Genomic DNA, 15,354 nt, shown 5'->3' with positions numbered 1-15,354 from the left:
CGGTAAGCCTTTGCAGTTAAACGCAAATCCTAAGATCCACCTTCCTCTGCCCAGACCCCCTTGGCCTTTGCGTTCCGCCCCGGCTCCGAAGACCCTGTGCGGTGAGATGACTGTTGCACCACGCCCTGCATCGGACAAGAAAATAGCACTGCAGCATGAAAATTAGACGGGGATAAGATGTTGATATCCGGCGGGAGAATTTTGTGGATAACCTGAGAAATGCCCATCCCGCGAAGGGTTGAGGGCGGAAAAATCCGGACATAACCCTCATCCCCGAAATCCGGGCGATGCTGCGGGTGCGAAACGCTCCGCGCGGCCCGTTAGGCCAATATTGTGCGATTTGTACAACGCTCGGACCCCCAATATTACGAATCGTACAGACGGAGATTCGCCGATGCGCTGCACCATTTCCTATGCCCGCGCCCATCTGGGGCCGCTGATCACCCGCGCCCAGGACCCGCGTGAAGTGATCATCCTGACCCGGCACGGCAAGCCGCTGGCCGCGCTGGTCTCGATGACCGAGGCCAACCGGATCTGGCAGTTGCAGGATGATGAGGAGATCGGATGGAAACACCCGCTGTCGGGGCTGCGGGGGATGTGGTCGAAGGGGCGCAACATCCCCGGTATGGAACCGGGACCGGACGGCCGCTATGTCACCGCACGCGAGGCCGCGCTGAAGGTCCGCGAGATCCAGATGACCCGCGCCGAGGAACGCCGCATTCTTGCGCGGGGCGGTCTGGATCCTGTCGCAGGCGGTGAACTGGCCGCCCGGCCTGCCTCCGCACGATGGAGACGCTGGTTCCGTTTCTGAGAAGCGTTCCGGCCCGGCGGTGGTACCAACACCCCCTCCGCCGCAATCCGTGAGCAATGGCGGCTCATACCCCTTAACAACCCGACCGGGCCGGAAACGCTTCGGTTCACCTCACGGGCCGGAACGGGGTCGAAAACAGTCCCGGTGCGCAGGCTACGGAATTCTCTGATCTGATGATCGGCACCCTTCTTTGGGGTGCGGGCCGTGCTGGCCTGTGACTGAGATTGGATGCGCGCGCGGCGGTTGCAACTTGTCTGAAGGAAACTTCATCAAGGGTTTATGCGCGGGAAAGGTGGGCAAGAAGAAAACCCCACCCTGCCCGGTATCGCGCATTGCGTTTTTCCTTCCAACACCGCGCGCCACAACTTAAACAGGGATTTCAAATAACTGCCCTCATCCAGGGGCGTCCGATCCAACTTGAAAAGCCCCAGACAGAACATGCGATTTCCAAAGCGACAACATCGAGAGTTCAAGAGCATTGTGCGCAGGTTCCGCAACGAGTTTTCGCTGTTCGTGCTGGAACAAAGCCGCGGACAGGTGCTGTGCGGGCCGATGAAGGGGTTTCGCTTTGTCGAAAACGCATTCTGGGGCGGGCATTCGGATACGGCCACGAAAATCTTTGGCCTGTATGAGCAGCAGAACCTGAAGGTGCTGAGCAACTCGGACAAGCCGGTGCTGGTGGATATCGGGGCGGCGGACGGCTTTTGGGGCGTCGGGCTGGTGGCCGCCGGGCAGTTCGAAAAAAGCGTGTGCTTTGAGGTTTCGGCAAAAGGCCGGGATGTCATCCGGGAAACGGCGGAACATAACGGCGTGGGCGACCGCGTGACGGTGTTTGGGGATGCGCTGACGGACACGGTTGAAAATATCGCAAGCGTGGCCCCCGACCCGGCGGACATCTTCTTTCTGATCGATATCGAGGGCGTCGAATTCCGCCTGTTGACCGAAGATTTTCTGTCGCATTTCCGCAGATCGGAGTTTCTGATCGAACTGCACCCCCAGATGGTGGAGGATGGCGATGCGAAACTGAAAGCGATCGAAGCGTTCTGCGCCGGGTATTTTGATGTCACCTATGTGGACGGAAGCGTGCGCGACACGTCCGAGATGGATGAAATCATCCGGTTGGGGGATGATTTCAAATGGCCGATCCTGTCCGAAGGCCGCGGTTTCCCGATGCAATGGTTGCATTTGATCCCGCGCGGGTGAGGTGTGGGTCAGACGGTTGACCCGCAGACCCGAGGGCCGCGAACGGCCAGAATCCCAAGGACGCAAGCGCAGATACAACCGCCCAACCAACCCCACCCCGTAGGGCGGGCTTCAGCCCGCCACCGGACACAGCCAATCCATGCGCGGTGGTTTGGGGTCGGGGAAATGGGGGAGTTGTGGATTGGCGGGCTGAAGCCCGCCCTACGACCCTATCGAAACGTCCTGATTAAATAGGCACCCATCTGAAAGACAGTGTAAATCATCCATACACCCAAACCTGCCTCAGCCAACCATACGGGGTTAAAACCCCAATCAGACCGCGCGACATGGTATGAGTTCAAAAAACTTCCAACAACGAAGAACGAAAGGAATGTCAGTGCTATGGTTACGATAAGTCTGCGCTCCAGCACATTTCGATAAGAAAAATTCATCTTGAGAACCTAACTCGGCAACCCAGTCTTGGCCAGACGGCTGATCACCAGAACAGAGGGACGCGACCGACCCGAGGGGAGGCGCAAACGCGCCGCCCCATGGGGACGGGTCGGCGCGGCCCGGCGGTGCTGCCGGGCGGGAGGTTACAATTGAGTTAACTCACACCGTTTTTTTAGAACTTAGTTCTTCAGGTAGGTATTTACTCAGTTTCGGAAGGAATACTGATACGTAGCTCTTTTGACGATTCTGCACTAACAACAATATATTCCTTCGTTTTCTCGGACCAGAAAACTAGGTTTTGCCCATCACCCGCAATATACGAAAGCTCCGAGACACCTGCCCAACTGTAATAGTTTTCAGATCTCAAGTGAGTTTCTCGCATCTTCCCAAACAAATACGAAGAATGTGTACACACAAGCAATACGAGAAAGACGATACGAGTAGCACTTCCGATCAGTTTTTTTTCGAGCAATCGCGCAACGCTTTTTTCTGACGGTGTTTCGCGAGGAAAAAACCCCTTAAAATGAAAGTAGAGCCGGGACCTGTCTTTGCCTCTCAGGAAGCTCGAAGCAATCAATAAACCTTCTTCTGAACTAGCATAAAATGCCATTACCCCGATCGGAATTATACAAACGAACAAAGCAAGAAAGAATCCTGTTCCAAGATAGATCATATTAAAGATCACGATTGAAACCACGGAAACCAACACGATATTACTGACTGGCTTGCGAACCAAGATGACCGTCAGCACTCGCAAGTTTCTTCGAAATTGCTCCAAAAAACCCAGTTTCAGCACCACTATGGCCAGTATTCTGAGAAAGTAACCTCTCCCTAAGTAGACAACCAACCTTGCCATAAGAACTGAAAACACAATGCTTGCAAAGAATGCCCACATCAAACCAGACAACATACCTGTCGTTAGCAATCCGAGAAGTGCAAAATCTGAATTGGCCGTAAAACCAAGAATGTGCACTGTAAACAAACTGACAAACGGAACTAATACTGCTGCGATTTTAAGTAAGGTCATCGCAACGGACTCTAGCTATCCATCTTCAGCGCTGAAATAAACGCCTCCTGAGGAATATCAACCTTGCCGAACTGACGCATCTTCTTTTTGCCAGCTTTTTGTTTATCCAACAATTTCCGCTTACGTGTTGCATCCCCGCCATAACACTTCGCGGTCACGTCCTTGCGCAGGGCGGACAGGGTCTCGCGGGCGATGACCTTGCCTCCGATGGCGGCCTGGATCGGGATTTTGAACATGTGGCGCGGGATCAGGTCCTTGAGCTTTTCGCACATCGCGCGGCCCCGCATCTCGGCCCGGTCGCGGTGAACCATGGTCGACAGCGCATCGACCGGTTCGTCATTCACAAGGATCGACATCTTGACCAGCGCGTCTTGACGGTAGCCGGTCATCTGGTAGTCGAAGCTGGCATAGCCCTTGGTCACCGATTTCAGGCGGTCGTAGAAGTCAAAGACGACCTCGTTCAGGGGCAGGTCATAGACGACCATGGCGCGCTGGCCCGCATAGGTCAGGTCCATCTGGATGCCGCGGCGGTCCTGGCAGAGTTTCAGCACGTCGCCGAGATATTCGTCGGGCACCAGAATGGTCGCCTTGATGCGCGGTTCCTCAAGGTGGTCGACCTTGGACAGGTCGGGCATGTCGGCGGGGTTGTGCAGCTCGATCATCGCGCCGTCTTTCATGTAGACGTGATAGATCACGCTGGGCGCGGTGGTGATGAGGTCGATATCGTATTCACGCTCGATCCGGTCGCGGATGACCTCGAGGTGCAGCAGGCCAAGGAAGCCGCAGCGGAAGCCAAAGCCAAGCGCGGCCGAGGTTTCCATTTCATACGAGAATGAGGCGTCGTTCAGCGCCAGCTTTTCGATCGCGTCGCGCAGGTCTTCGAATTCGGCGGAATCCACCGGGAAGAGGCCGCAGAACACCACCGGCTGCGCGGGTTTGAAGCCCGGCAGTGCAACTTCGGTGCCGTTGCGGTCATTGGTGATGGTGTCGCCGACGCGGGTGTCGCGGACCTGCTTGATCGAGGCGGTCAGAAACCCGATCTCACCCGGGCCGAGGCTGTCGATCATCTGCATTTGCGGGCGGAAGACGCCGACGCGGTCGACATGGTGCAAGGTGCCGTTCGACATGAACTTGACCCGCATCCCCTTTTTCAGCGTGCCGTCCATGATGCGGACCAGAACGATGACGCCCAGATAGGCGTCGTACCACGAATCCACCAGCATCGCCTTGAGCGGCGCGTCCAGAGTACCCTGCGGCGCGGGCAGTTTGTGCACGATCGCTTCCAGCGTTTCGTGGATGCCCTGCCCGGTCTTGGCGCTGACCCGGATGGCGTCGCTTGCGTCGATGCCGATCACGTCCTCGATCTGTTCGGCCACGCGGTCACAATCGGACGCGGGCAAGTCGATCTTGTTGAGGACCGGCACGATCTCATGATCGGCGTCGATGGCCTGATACACGTTCGCCAGCGTCTGCGCCTCGACCCCCTGGGTGCTGTCCACGACCAGCAGCGAGCCTTCGACGGCGCGCATCGACCGGCTGACCTCATAGGCGAAATCCACGTGGCCGGGGGTGTCGATCAGGTTCAGCACATATGTCTCGCCATTTTCGGCGGTATAGTCGATGCGAACCGTGTTGGCCTTGATGGTAATGCCACGCTCGCGCTCGATATCCATGCTGTCGAGCAGCTGTTCCTTCATGTCACGATCCTGCACTGTCCCGGTCTCTTGGATGAGCCGGTCAGCAAGGGTGGATTTGCCATGGTCGATATGCGCGACGATGGAGAAATTGCGGATATGAGCGAGGTCTGTCATGGAGTGGGGATATGCGTCGGAAATGGGCTGTGGTCAATGGTTCAAGATGATCTGCCGCGACCAATACAACTTCATTGCCAATCGCATACAAATCGCTTCAAGGAATGTACTTAGCACCAAACTTGATGCAGGAGATAAACTTGCATTGCGGCGAAACACCGTTTCAAGGCCAATGCGCTCGCTGAAGGGCCTGCATGTTGGATGTAAAGCACTGATTGTACGTATACTCTGAAGCAAACTCCACATCCCGGATGTCAAGAATTGAACGCGCAACGTCGCCTTCAATGCGATCACTCGACCAATAGTCTTCATTGGCGATCAAGCTCTGTAGCGGGCTTCTTGGAGAATAAGGTGAGGCGAGCAACGCAGCAGCAGTTACCGTACAATCGGCGACCTCATCCGCACAGTAAATGCTACAAAAGTTACGAATGGGGGTCCAGGCCACTATCTCTGAGCTAAGTTTCGTTGCTTTTTCCCTGATGCCGGCGTCACTAATCAATTCTCTTGGAGTAAATAGGCCCCAAGCTAGTTCGGAAGATAAGAAGCGATCATCTCCAGTATTCAGCCAAGCGAGCGATGCCGAACCTCCCAGATTGGAACCCTCCGAATTATGTTTCTGCAGGTACAATGCCCAGAACAAAAAGACACTGGCGTCTTGGGGTAGTTTGTGGTCGAGGCCTTGCAAAACCTCAACCAAATCAGCCCCTTCACCATCGTAGAGCATAGATTGCGCTGCAAGCATCGCGGTAATTGGTTCACCAAGTTCGACCAACACTGCAATCGCAGGAGCTTTATTCTCGAATTTGGCAACTTGTAGCAGGGCAAGGGCCAGAGGCTCGGAGTTTTGCACTTCCGTTAGCCATGATTTGCCCGACAGACCACCAGGTTTTCGCAGTAGAGCTATGCGATCCTTGCGATCCATTTCGGACGTCACATGCGCATGAAAACTACTTCGACTTGCGATGTTCGCCAGCAATATTTGAGCTGCAGCGTTTCCATTTTGGGCCTGAGCAGAAAGGCTTTGCAATGCAGCCAGATCTTCGCCACCCAACCAAGCTAGAACCGCTTCTCTGAATTCCGGCGCGTCTTGACCTTGCAAAGAGGGCACTTCCGACAAAGCCACCATTGGATAAAACCAAACTGCGGCTGACAGAATCAGCTTTTTTATCGAAATCACTGCCCTACCCCTTGTATTCGCCGCTCAAATTCGCTTCCGGCATTTCCCGATGCGCGGCTTTTGTCCTCGTCAAATCAACACCGTTTGATTTGCCTGTCAAAACAATTGATCCGCGGGCCCGTTTGATTCATACTCCGCCGCAGACCGAGAGGGGCGCAAGACCCGTCCGGGCAGGCAAAAACGAGGCTCGAGTATGAAACAGTTCCTCATTATCGCATTTTGTGCGGCATCGCTGACGGCGGTGGCTCAGGTCGCGGATGCGGCGCAGATCAGGCAGGCGTGCATGGCGTCGGACCGCTCGGCGGCGACGCGGGACCGGTGCAGCTGCATTCAGCGCGTGGCGGATCAGGCGTTGACGCGCAGCGATCAGAAAACCGTGGCGAAATGGTTCAAGGACCCCCATCAGGCGCAGGTGTTGAAGATGTCGAAAACCGCGCGCGATGATGCGCTGTGGGATCGGTACCAGAACTTTGGCCAGATGGCGCAGGCGATCTGCAGCTAACCCGTTCAGAATGCTTGACCTGATCCACGCTGCGTCCCAGAAAGGCGCAGCGAAAGGTGTATTGCATGGTAATGAAAGGGCTGACCCTGCGGGGCCTTGAAGTGTTCGAGGCATTGGCGCGGACGGGATCGGTGGCGCAGGCTGCCGAGATCACGGGGCTCAGCCAGCCATCCGTTTCGCAGCAATTGCGCAATCTGGAAAACGCGCTGGGGACCGAATTGGTCGATCACGGGCGGCGGCCGATGCGGCTGACGCAGGCGGGGCGCAGTTTCCTTGCGCGGGCCGAGGCGGTTCTGTCCGAGCTGCACATGGCCCAGAGCGAGCTGTCGGTCATGGATCTGGGGCATCTGACCACGCTGTCGATCGGGCTGATCGATGATTTCGACAATGATCTGACGCCGCGGCTGGCCACCTTGCTGGCCGACAGCCTGACCCGGTCGAAATTCAAGCTGATCACCCTGTCGAGCCTTGATCTCTTCGAAGCCCTGGCCGAGCAGCGCCTGCATATGGCGGTCACCGCCCATAGCGGCGAAGTGCTGGAGGGGGTGGTCGAATACCCGCTGGTCCACGATCCGTTCATTCTGGTGGCCCCACAGGGATCGGGGGGCGTCGAGGCCGTGCAGGAGCGGCTGCCGTTTCTGCGCTATGCCCGCGAGCAGCTGATCAGCCGCCAGATCGAGGCGCATCTGGCGCGCCGGTCGCAGGTGTTCGAGGAACGGTTCGAGATCGGCTCGCACATGGCGCTGATGGCCATGGTGGCGCGGGGTCTGGGCTGGGCGATCACCACGCCGCTGGGCTTCATGCGCGCGGCGCGGTTCCATGAGGGGCTGGAGGCGCACCCTGCCCCGTTCGGAGAGTTCTCGCGCAACATATCGCTGCTGGCGCGCACCGAGTGGTCCGATCAGGTCCCGCAGGAGGTTGCGGGCATGACCCGGCGTCTGATGCAGAACCAGATCGTGGACCCGGCGGTTGCCAAGCTGCCCTGGCTGAGCGGCCAGTTGCGGGTGACCGGCGGCTAGGTGTCCAGATGGGCGGCAAGCCCGTCAACCGCTGCTTCGATCAGGTCCAGAGCACCGTCGAAATCCCGCGTGTAATACGGATCGGGTACGTGATCGGCACCGGTCTGAGGGGCGAAATCCGTTAACAGGCGAACCGGTGTGCCGTTGCCCGGTGGGCGCAGGTCTTCGATATCAGCGATGTTTTGGGCATCCATGCCGATGATCAGGTCGAACCGGTTGAAATCCGCGACGGTGAACTGGCGCGCGCGCAGGTCGCCGAGGTCGATGCCTCTGCGGTTTGCGGCCTTCTGCATCGGGCCATAGGGCGGATTGCCCGTGTGCCAGCCCATGGTACCGGCACTGTCGGTTGCATGATGCGGTGCGCGGGCGCGAAAGACGCCCTCGGCCGCGGGAGAGCGGCAGATATTGCCCAGGCAGACAAAGAGGATACGGTGTGTCATGGCCAAGGTGTAACGCGCGGAGGGGATATGGAAAAGATCGTCATTCTGACCGGGGCCGGGATTTCGGCTGAAAGCGGGCTGAGCACCTTCCGCGACGAAGGCGGGCTGTGGGCGCAGCACCGGATCGAGGATGTGGCCACGCCCGAAGGTTTTGCCCGCGATCCCGCCTTGGTGCAGGGGTTTTACAATGCGCGCCGCGTTCAGGCCGCCGCTGTGCAGCCCAATGCGGCCCACATGGCGCTGGCGCGGTTGCAGCAGGGCTGGCCCGCAGAGGTCGTGATCGTGACCCAGAATGTCGACAGCCTGCATGAAGCGGGCGGTGCGACGGGTGTCATCCACATGCATGGCACATTGGCGGGAGCCCTGTGTTCCGGGTGTGATCATCGCTGGCCCGCCCCGCCCGAAATGGCCGTCGCCGAGCCCTGCCCCGCCTGCGGCCAGCCCACCGCCCGGCCCGATGTGGTCTGGTTCGGCGAGATGCCTTATTACATGGACGACATCTACGACCACCTTGCCAGCGCATCGATCTTTGCCGCCATCGGCACCTCGGGTCAGGTCTATCCGGCGGCGGCCTTTGTCCACGAGGCGCAGGCGGTGGGCGCGCGGACGGTCGAGATCAATCTGGAGCCGACGCCCGGGCCGTCGGGCTTTGATGAGCGCATTGTCGGCAGGGCATCCGAAACGGTTCCGCGATGGGTCGGTCAGCTTCTTGCGGGATATTCTTAAGCTACAGACAACGCTGGCTTAATTTGTGTACACTATCTGCGATAGCGACTGGAGGACACGCCATGACTGATCAAGACCCCCGCACCGGTGAAATCCTGGATGACGGCAGCATGGCCGGGCGTGACATGCTGGGGGAACAGCTGTCCAGCCTGTGGTGGACTTTTCTGCTGCGCGGGGTGCTGGCCGGGCTTGTCGGTATTGCAGCGCTGTTCTGGCCGTCTGGCAGCATCGCGCTGCTGCTGCGGCTGGTCGGTGTGTTGCTGATCCTCGACGGTGGGCTGACGCTTTTGGGTGTTGGTCGTCGCGGGGTGCTGGGAGGTGCTGCGATCAGCGCGCTTCTGATCGGGCTTGTCCTGCTGATCTGGCCGGAAGGCACGGTGAAACTGGCGTTTTTCCTCATGGGCGCATGGGCACTGATCATCGGGATCGGATCCCTGGCGGCTGCCGGGCAGATGCATGCAAGTGACCCGCAACGCGGTTCCATGCGCGTCTCGGGATTTGTCGCGCTTGTCGTCGGGCTTGTCCTGATGATCTGGCCGGCGGTGGCGCTGGTTGCGCTGGGATGGGGTATCGCATTCTCGGCGCTGGCCATGGCCGCTGTGATGTTCTGGCTGGCCTCTCGGTTTCGGCAGGCGGGCGACCGCGTCGGTATGAAAACCATCAACAAGTAGCTCTATCCGCAGCCGCATGGAAATCAGGCCGGGCAAAGCCCGGCCTGACGCATGGATGAGGGCCGCAGCGCGGCCCGAAGACAGGCGCTGCCCTAGTTCGAATGTGATCCGTGGCCGCCTTTGTCCTGACGTTCCAGATCGACGGGAATCTCGATCTCGACCTCGCCTGCCTTTTCAAAGATCAGCGTGACCGGCACCATGGCGTCCTGTTCGAACGGGGCCGTCAGCCCCATGAACATCACATGGTCGCCGCCACGTTTCAGCATGTGGGTTTCACCGGCCGGAATGGCAAAGCCTTCTTCGACATGCACCATCTTGGCTACGCCGTTTTCATCGACCTTGTGGGTGTGCAATTCCACACGCGCTGCCGCGTCCGAGGTTGCACCGATCAGCCGGTCATCGGCGTCGCCCTGATTGTGGATCATCATGAACGCGGCTCCGGCGATGGCGGTCTTGCCCGAGGAGCGGGCATAGGCGTCGTCAACCTTGATGGGGCCTTCGGCAAAGGCGGGGATGGCCAGCGACACGGCGGCCAGAGTTGCAAGCAGAGTGGTTTTGAGGGACATCGTGCCTCTCCTGTATAAAGGTTTGAAAAGGGTGGTTTTCAAACGCTGACAGGAGGCGCGCGGGCCGGGGTTGCGGGAACCGGCAGGGCGATCTGGTTGCCCAGATGCCGCAGCGGAGCTGGCTGCGCCCGTTCCGGCGCGGCTGGCAGTGCTGGTTGCGCGACAGCCACGGCCCCCAGCAGGGATATTGCATAGTCCGGGCAAAAATGCGGCGGTGCAGTGGGTTGCCCGTTTTCGTCAATATAGACGACGACCGGTCCGGTGCCCGTACACAGCACCATCTGACCCACGGCCTTGTCCATGCCGCGCGACATGGCCAGCCCCTGCCCGGTCAGAACCAGCAGCAGGGACAGCGCATAAGGCAGAAATCTGGTAACAACAGGTCTCATCCTGACCCAGCTATAGGTCAGCAGCGGGAAAAGCTTCAAGCGCCAAAGGGTCGCGCTTGAAGCTGTTTTTCAGTAATCCAGTCCGGGTCTTTTTACCGTGTCTGCCGTGAAGCTGGTATGAGACCGGTTCACCCAGCGCTGCATCCGCGTGCAGGTTGCAATCGCCTTGCGGAATACCGCGGCCAGAAACAGGAAAAGATAAAAACTTTTTAACGTCATAATGTGGCCCCCGCCTGATGAATGACAGTGACGTTAGGTCAGATTCGGAAACCTGTATGTGAAGAAGTTCACCAATGGCGAAAAATTAGTTCCAGATTGAGAACAATGGGGGCCGAAAGGGGCTGGCCCAACAGAAAAGGCCCCGCACCGAGAGGGTGCAGGGCCTGAAATTCTGTTGGTTGAAAGACCTTAGGCCGAAGCTTGCGCCTTGGCGATTTCTTTCTTCACTTTCAGAGCGTTTGCCGACAGCTCATCATCCTTGGCTTTGGCTAGGAACGCGTCCAGACCACCGCGGTGGTCAACCGAACGCAGCGCAGCCGCCGAGATGCGCAGCTTGACGCCACGGCCCAGAGTTTCGGACTGCAGGGTAACGTCATTCAGGTTCGGCAGAAAACGACGACGAGTTCTGTTTTTGGCGTGGCTGACATTGTTGCCAGTCATCGGGCCTTTTCCGGTCAGTTCGCAACGGCGCGACATGGTTTCTTCCTTTGTTTCTGGAGGCCGGGCTGGATACCCGCGGCCAAATCACAAGGGGCGCAACCCGAAGTCGCGCCCGAAAACTGGTTGGATGCGTGTAGTGGGAATCGCGCGGAGGGTCAAGACGGGCCGCGCGAAATCTTTCATTTTGCCTGCCATGCAGGAATGGCCCGGACGGGCCATGCCGTTGGCAAGAGTATTTGGCAAAAGGTGAAACGTCTATGGCGGCCCTTTAGCCGAGCGTGTCCAGAAGCTGACCGGCAGCGACCGCCGGGCTGAGTCGCCCTTGTGAGACTTCGTCGTTCAGGCGCTCCATCTCGGCGCGGGCCTGCGGTGTGTCGAGGCGGGCAAGAAGGGCGTGGCGGACCTCCTGATCGAACCAGTAACGGGCCTGGGCAGCGCGGTTGGCCTCCCAGATACCGGTGTCGCGGCGCCATTGGGTCAGGGTTTGCATTTCGTCCCAGGCCTGTTCCAGCCCGTGTTCTTCGACGGCGGATACGGTCATCGCCTTGGGGAAGCCTTCGGGGTCCTGCGGGCGTTTGCGCAGCAGCCGCAGTGCGCCGGCATAATCCGCGCAGGTGCGGGTGGCGGTGGCTTTCAGGTCGCCATCGGCCTTGTTGACCAGAATGATGTCCGCCATTTCCATGATGCCGCGCTTGACGCCCTGCAACTCGTCCCCACCCGCCGGGGCCAGCAGCAGCAGGAACAGGTCTGACAGTTCGGACACCACAGTTTCCGACTGTCCCACGCCCACGGTTTCGATCAGCACCACGTCATAGCCTGCGGCCTCGCACAGGGCGATAGCCTCGCGAGTGCGGCGGGCGACGCCGCCAAGGTGGCTCTGGCTGGGAGAGGGCCGGATGAAGGCGTTCTGCTCGCGGCTCAGGCGTTCCATCCGGGTCTTGTCGCCCAGGATCGAGCCGCCCGAGCGGGCCGAGCTGGGATCGACCGCCAGAACCGCGACGCGCAGCCCCTGCCCTGTCAGCATCATGCCAAAGCTTTCGATGAAGGTGGACTTGCCCACGCCGGGTGTGCCAGACAGACCGATGCGCAGCGCCTGACGCCCCGAACCGGCAAGCTGTGCCAGAAGGTCGCTGGCCTGTGCCCGGTGATCGGCGCGGTTGCTTTCAACAAGGGTGATCGCACGCGCCAGCGCCCGGCGCTCGCCCTTCAGAATTCTGTCGCTCAGGCTGTCTGTCTGCATTCTTGTCCCGATCCTAGAGGCAGGAACAGTTGCCGTGCTTGGGGGGTGTTTGTCCAGACCGGAGGCGGCAGGAAGTGCGAAGATCGCGCAGCCTGCGTCATTTCGTGCGGGGCGATTTGCTGATGTGAGCGCGGAAACTGGACGCCACCTGCGGGATCGCGGATAAGGGCCGGATGACCCTACGCCTGCCCATAGACGATGCCATACCCGGCCTGCTGGACACCCTGCGCGCGCAGGGGCGGGCCGTGCTGCAAGCACCGCCCGGTGCGGGCAAGACCACGCGGGTTCCGCTGGCGATGCTGGAGGCGGGTCTGTGTGGCGGCAGGATCGTGATGCTGGAGCCCCGGCGACTGGCTGCACGGGCCGCGGCAGAGCGGATGGCAGAGACACTGGGAGAACGCGCAGGCCAGAGTGTTGGCTACCGCGTGCGGGGCGACGCGAAAGTGTCAAAAGAAACAAGGATCGAGGTGGTGACCGAGGGCATTCTGACCCGGATGCTGCAATCGGACCCTGACCTGCCGGGCATCGGGGCGGTGATCTTTGATGAATTCCACGAACGCTCACTCAACGCGGATCTGGGGTTGGCGCTGTGCCTTGAGGTCACGGGCGCGTTGCGGGACGATCTGATTCTGCTGGCCATGTCGGCCACGCTGGACGCAGACCCGGTGGGGCACCTGATGGCCGCGCCGCTGGTTACGTCGGAAGGGCGGAGTTATCCCGTCGAGATGCGCTGGCTGGATCGGCCGTTGGGGCCACAGGCGCGGCGGCTGGATGCATTGGTCGATCTGGTCGTTGAGGCCGAGCGCGAGACCCGCTCCACCGGTGGCGGGATCTTGGTGTTTCTGCCCGGTGAGGGTGAAATCCGGCGGGCTGAGGCAGCCCTGACCGGACGCCTGCCCGCCAATTGCACGGTGTGCCCGCTGTTCGGGGCCATGCCCTTTGCGGCCCAGCGCGCGGCGATTGCCCCGGTTGAGACCGGACGCAAGGTGGTGCTGGCGACGTCGATTGCCGAAACCTCGCTGACGATCCCCGATATCCGGGTGGTGGTGGATATGGGGCAAGCGCGGCGGGCGCGGTTTGATCCGGGCTCGGGCATGTCCCGGCTGGTGACCGAGCGGGTAACACGGGCTGAGGCCACGCAACGTGCGGGTCGTGCAGGCCGTGTGGCCGAAGGGCTGTGTTACCGGCTTTGGTCAAAGGGGGAAGAGGGCGCGCTGGCCGCGTACCCGCCTGCCGAGATCGAAGCCGCCGATTTGACCGGGCTGGCGCTGGAGCTGGCCCTGTGGGGCGCGGATGCCGCCGATCTGGCCTTTCTGACCCCGCCACCCGAAGGCGCGATGGCCGAGGCGCGTGCCCTTCTGGCGATGCTGGGCGCGCTGGACGGCAAGGGGCGGATCACCGAACACGGGCGGGCGCTGGCGGCGCTTCCGTTGCATCCCCGGCTGGGGCATATGCTGGTGCGGGCCGGACCGAATGCCGCGCCATTGGCCGCTTTGATGGCCGAGCGCGACCCCCTGCGCGGCGCGCCGGTGGATATCGCCTTGCGGCAAGAGGCACAGCGGGATGTGCGCACCTTTCAGCGCAACCGGGTCTGGCAGGTGAACATGGGCGCCGTGGATCGGATCAATGCCGAGGCCAAGCGGTTGAGGAAACAGGCCGGAAGCAAGACGGATGATCTGAGCGCTGCTGCCATGGCCGCCCTCGCCTATCCCGACCGTATCGGGCAGCGGCGCAAGGGCGATGCGCCGCGTTATGTGTTGTCGGGGGGCAAAGGTGTCGTGCTGGACAGCGGCGATTCGCTGGCGGCGGCGCCTTTTCTGGTTGTCACCGACACCGATGGAAACCCGCGCGAGGCAAAAGTGCGGATGGCCACCCAGATTTCGGAACGCGAGATCCGCGAACTGTTCGCCGATCAGATCGATTGGGACGAGGTTTGCGCCTGGTCAAAACGTGAGCGGCGGGTTGTGTCACGACAGCAGGAGCGGTTTGGGGCGATCACGCTGGACGACCGCATCTGGAAGGACGTCCCGGATGACGCCGTGGCGCGTGCGATGCTGGACGGGGTGCGCGATCTGGGGTTGCGGCTGGACGGGGCCGCCGCACGGCTGGCCGCGCGGGTAGAACTGGTGCGTGCCGACGGGGTGGACCTGCCCAACTTTTCGGTCGAAGGTCTTATGGCCGAGCTGGACGACTGGCTGTTGCCGATGCTGTCCGGTGTCAAAAGCGCAGAGGACTGGAAACGGTTTGACCCGCTGCCCGCCTTGCGCGCGCGGCTGGACTGGGCCCAGACCCAGGAGCTGGACCGCCGCGCGCCGGGATCCTTTGAAACACCGCTGGGGCGCAAGGTGCCGATCGACTATGGCGCGGCGGTCCCCGAAATATCGGTTCGGTTGCAGGAGCTGTTCGGCGTGACCCGGCATCCGGTGGTTGGCGGACAGCCCCTGAAGATCACCCTGCTGTCCCCCGCGCAGCGCCCGATCCAGATTACCCGCGATCTGCCGGGGTTCTGGGCTGGGTCTTATGCGGATGTGCGCAAGGATATGCGGGCGCAATACCCCAAACACCCCTGGCCCGAAGACCCGACACAGGCCGACCCGACGCTGAGGGCCAAACGCAGGCGGGATTAGACCCATTGCCGCGTCGCTTCCGGCAAGCGGCTCGGGCTTTCGGGGCCGTTGCG

General features: G+C 60.5%; 16 protein-coding genes. 7 read left to right on the top strand and 9 right to left on the bottom strand.

The window, feature by feature from the left end; translation table 11 throughout:
- Window positions 1-394 precede the first annotated feature (394 nt).
- A complete protein-coding gene (locus ACR0M3_RS17345; RefSeq protein WP_480518955.1) occupies window positions 395-811 on the top strand; it encodes a type II toxin-antitoxin system Phd/YefM family antitoxin in 417 nt (138 codons plus the stop codon).
- Between the two features lie 438 nt (window positions 812-1,249).
- Window positions 1,250-2,014, top strand: a complete 765-nt coding sequence (locus ACR0M3_RS17340; RefSeq protein ID WP_480911863.1) for a hypothetical protein — start codon at window positions 1,250-1,252, stop codon at window positions 2,012-2,014.
- A gap of 631 nt (window positions 2,015-2,645) precedes the next feature.
- Here ACR0M3_RS17340 and ACR0M3_RS17335 read toward each other — a convergent pair.
- The 3 genes from ACR0M3_RS17335 to ACR0M3_RS17325 form a co-directional block, all read right to left on the bottom strand.
- Complete coding sequence (locus tag ACR0M3_RS17335) at window positions 2,646-3,473, bottom strand: hypothetical protein (protein WP_480911861.1); 828 nt, start codon at window positions 3,471-3,473, stop codon at window positions 2,646-2,648.
- A gap of 11 nt (window positions 3,474-3,484) precedes the next feature.
- Window positions 3,485-5,284: a translation elongation factor 4 gene (gene lepA / locus ACR0M3_RS17330; RefSeq protein ID WP_480488419.1), complete on the bottom strand. Its 1,800-nt coding sequence runs from the start codon at window positions 5,282-5,284 to the stop codon at window positions 3,485-3,487.
- Window positions 5,285-5,447: 163 nt separating this feature from the next.
- Complete coding sequence (locus ACR0M3_RS17325; RefSeq protein ID WP_480484519.1) at window positions 5,448-6,461, bottom strand: hypothetical protein; 1,014 nt, start codon at window positions 6,459-6,461, stop codon at window positions 5,448-5,450.
- Between the two features lie 193 nt (window positions 6,462-6,654).
- On the opposite strand from ACR0M3_RS17325, the gene ACR0M3_RS17320 reads away from it, so the two are divergent.
- Both ACR0M3_RS17320 and ACR0M3_RS17315 read left to right on the top strand, forming a co-directional pair.
- Window positions 6,655-6,963 carry a hypothetical protein gene (locus ACR0M3_RS17320; RefSeq protein ID WP_209598134.1) on the top strand — a complete coding sequence of 103 codons (309 nt, stop codon included), beginning with the start codon at window positions 6,655-6,657 and terminating at the stop codon, window positions 6,961-6,963.
- Between the two features lie 65 nt (window positions 6,964-7,028).
- Window positions 7,029-7,982, top strand: a complete 954-nt coding sequence (locus ACR0M3_RS17315; protein ID WP_480484520.1) for a LysR family transcriptional regulator — start codon at window positions 7,029-7,031, stop codon at window positions 7,980-7,982.
- On the opposite strand, the gene ACR0M3_RS17310 is transcribed toward ACR0M3_RS17315, so the two are convergent.
- A complete protein-coding gene (locus tag ACR0M3_RS17310; protein WP_480911858.1) occupies window positions 7,979-8,422 on the bottom strand; it encodes a low molecular weight protein-tyrosine-phosphatase in 444 nt (147 codons plus the stop codon). The two genes, ACR0M3_RS17315 and ACR0M3_RS17310, sit on opposite strands and share 4 nt — an antisense overlap.
- 27 nt (window positions 8,423-8,449) lie before the next feature.
- Between ACR0M3_RS17310 and ACR0M3_RS17305 the strand changes: the two genes are divergently transcribed.
- Both ACR0M3_RS17305 and ACR0M3_RS17300 read left to right on the top strand, forming a co-directional pair.
- Window positions 8,450-9,148 carry an NAD-dependent deacylase gene (locus tag ACR0M3_RS17305; RefSeq protein WP_480507840.1) on the top strand — a complete coding sequence of 233 codons (699 nt, stop codon included), beginning with the start codon at window positions 8,450-8,452 and terminating at the stop codon, window positions 9,146-9,148.
- Window positions 9,149-9,210: 62 nt separating this feature from the next.
- Entirely contained in the window at window positions 9,211-9,819 is a 609-nt protein-coding gene (locus ACR0M3_RS17300; protein ID WP_480484523.1) for an HdeD family acid-resistance protein, read from the top strand.
- A gap of 92 nt (window positions 9,820-9,911) precedes the next feature.
- Here the strand turns inward: ACR0M3_RS17300 and ACR0M3_RS17295 are convergent, their stop codons facing one another.
- The 5 genes from ACR0M3_RS17295 to meaB form a co-directional block, all read right to left on the bottom strand.
- On the bottom strand, window positions 9,912-10,385 hold the full coding sequence (locus ACR0M3_RS17295; RefSeq protein WP_209505710.1) for a copper chaperone PCu(A)C: 474 nt from the start codon (window positions 10,383-10,385) through the stop codon (window positions 9,912-9,914).
- Window positions 10,386-10,423: 38 nt separating this feature from the next.
- Window positions 10,424-10,774, bottom strand: a complete 351-nt coding sequence (locus ACR0M3_RS17290) for a hypothetical protein (protein ID WP_480539525.1) — start codon at window positions 10,772-10,774, stop codon at window positions 10,424-10,426.
- Window positions 10,775-10,843: 69 nt separating this feature from the next.
- On the bottom strand, window positions 10,844-10,993 hold the full coding sequence (locus tag ACR0M3_RS17285) for a hypothetical protein (RefSeq protein WP_209505706.1): 150 nt from the start codon (window positions 10,991-10,993) through the stop codon (window positions 10,844-10,846).
- Between the two features lie 189 nt (window positions 10,994-11,182).
- Entirely contained in the window at window positions 11,183-11,470 is a 288-nt protein-coding gene (gene rpmB, locus ACR0M3_RS17280; protein ID WP_008756960.1) for a 50S ribosomal protein L28, read from the bottom strand.
- Window positions 11,471-11,702: 232 nt separating this feature from the next.
- Window positions 11,703-12,674: a methylmalonyl Co-A mutase-associated GTPase MeaB gene (meaB, locus tag ACR0M3_RS17275; RefSeq protein ID WP_209598140.1), complete on the bottom strand. Its 972-nt coding sequence runs from the start codon at window positions 12,672-12,674 to the stop codon at window positions 11,703-11,705.
- A 173-nt stretch (window positions 12,675-12,847) separates the two neighbouring features.
- Between meaB and hrpB the strand changes: the two genes are divergently transcribed.
- Window positions 12,848-15,301, top strand: coding sequence for an ATP-dependent helicase HrpB (hrpB, locus tag ACR0M3_RS17270; protein ID WP_480911854.1), 2,454 nt, complete (start codon window positions 12,848-12,850; stop codon window positions 15,299-15,301).
- The last annotated feature ends 53 nt before the right edge of the window (window positions 15,302-15,354 follow it).

The organism is Ruegeria sp. O5, from assembly GCF_056535105.1.
This window is presented reverse-complemented; position numbering and strand designations above follow the sequence as displayed.

Coding starts and splice junctions, on each gene's coding strand:
- ACR0M3_RS17345 (WP_480518955.1), top strand. CDS start 395: ATGCGCTGCACCATTTCCTATGCCCGCGCCCATCTGGGGCCGCTGATC.
- ACR0M3_RS17340 (WP_480911863.1), top strand. CDS start 1,250: ATGCGATTTCCAAAGCGACAACATCGAGAGTTCAAGAGCATTGTGCGC.
- ACR0M3_RS17335 (WP_480911861.1), bottom strand. CDS start 3,473: ATGACCTTACTTAAAATCGCAGCAGTATTAGTTCCGTTTGTCAGTTTG.
- lepA (WP_480488419.1), bottom strand. CDS start 5,284: ATGACAGACCTCGCTCATATCCGCAATTTCTCCATCGTCGCGCATATC.
- ACR0M3_RS17320 (WP_209598134.1), top strand. CDS start 6,655: ATGAAACAGTTCCTCATTATCGCATTTTGTGCGGCATCGCTGACGGCG.
- ACR0M3_RS17315 (WP_480484520.1), top strand. CDS start 7,029: ATGGTAATGAAAGGGCTGACCCTGCGGGGCCTTGAAGTGTTCGAGGCA.
- ACR0M3_RS17310 (WP_480911858.1), bottom strand. CDS start 8,422: ATGACACACCGTATCCTCTTTGTCTGCCTGGGCAATATCTGCCGCTCT.
- ACR0M3_RS17305 (WP_480507840.1), top strand. CDS start 8,450: ATGGAAAAGATCGTCATTCTGACCGGGGCCGGGATTTCGGCTGAAAGC.
- ACR0M3_RS17300 (WP_480484523.1), top strand. CDS start 9,211: ATGACTGATCAAGACCCCCGCACCGGTGAAATCCTGGATGACGGCAGC.
- ACR0M3_RS17295 (WP_209505710.1), bottom strand. CDS start 10,385: ATGTCCCTCAAAACCACTCTGCTTGCAACTCTGGCCGCCGTGTCGCTG.
- ACR0M3_RS17290 (WP_480539525.1), bottom strand. CDS start 10,774: ATGAGACCTGTTGTTACCAGATTTCTGCCTTATGCGCTGTCCCTGCTG.
- ACR0M3_RS17285 (WP_209505706.1), bottom strand. CDS start 10,993: ATGACGTTAAAAAGTTTTTATCTTTTCCTGTTTCTGGCCGCGGTATTC.
- rpmB (WP_008756960.1), bottom strand. CDS start 11,470: ATGTCGCGCCGTTGCGAACTGACCGGAAAAGGCCCGATGACTGGCAAC.
- meaB (WP_209598140.1), bottom strand. CDS start 12,674: ATGCAGACAGACAGCCTGAGCGACAGAATTCTGAAGGGCGAGCGCCGG.
- hrpB (WP_480911854.1), top strand. CDS start 12,848: ATGACCCTACGCCTGCCCATAGACGATGCCATACCCGGCCTGCTGGAC.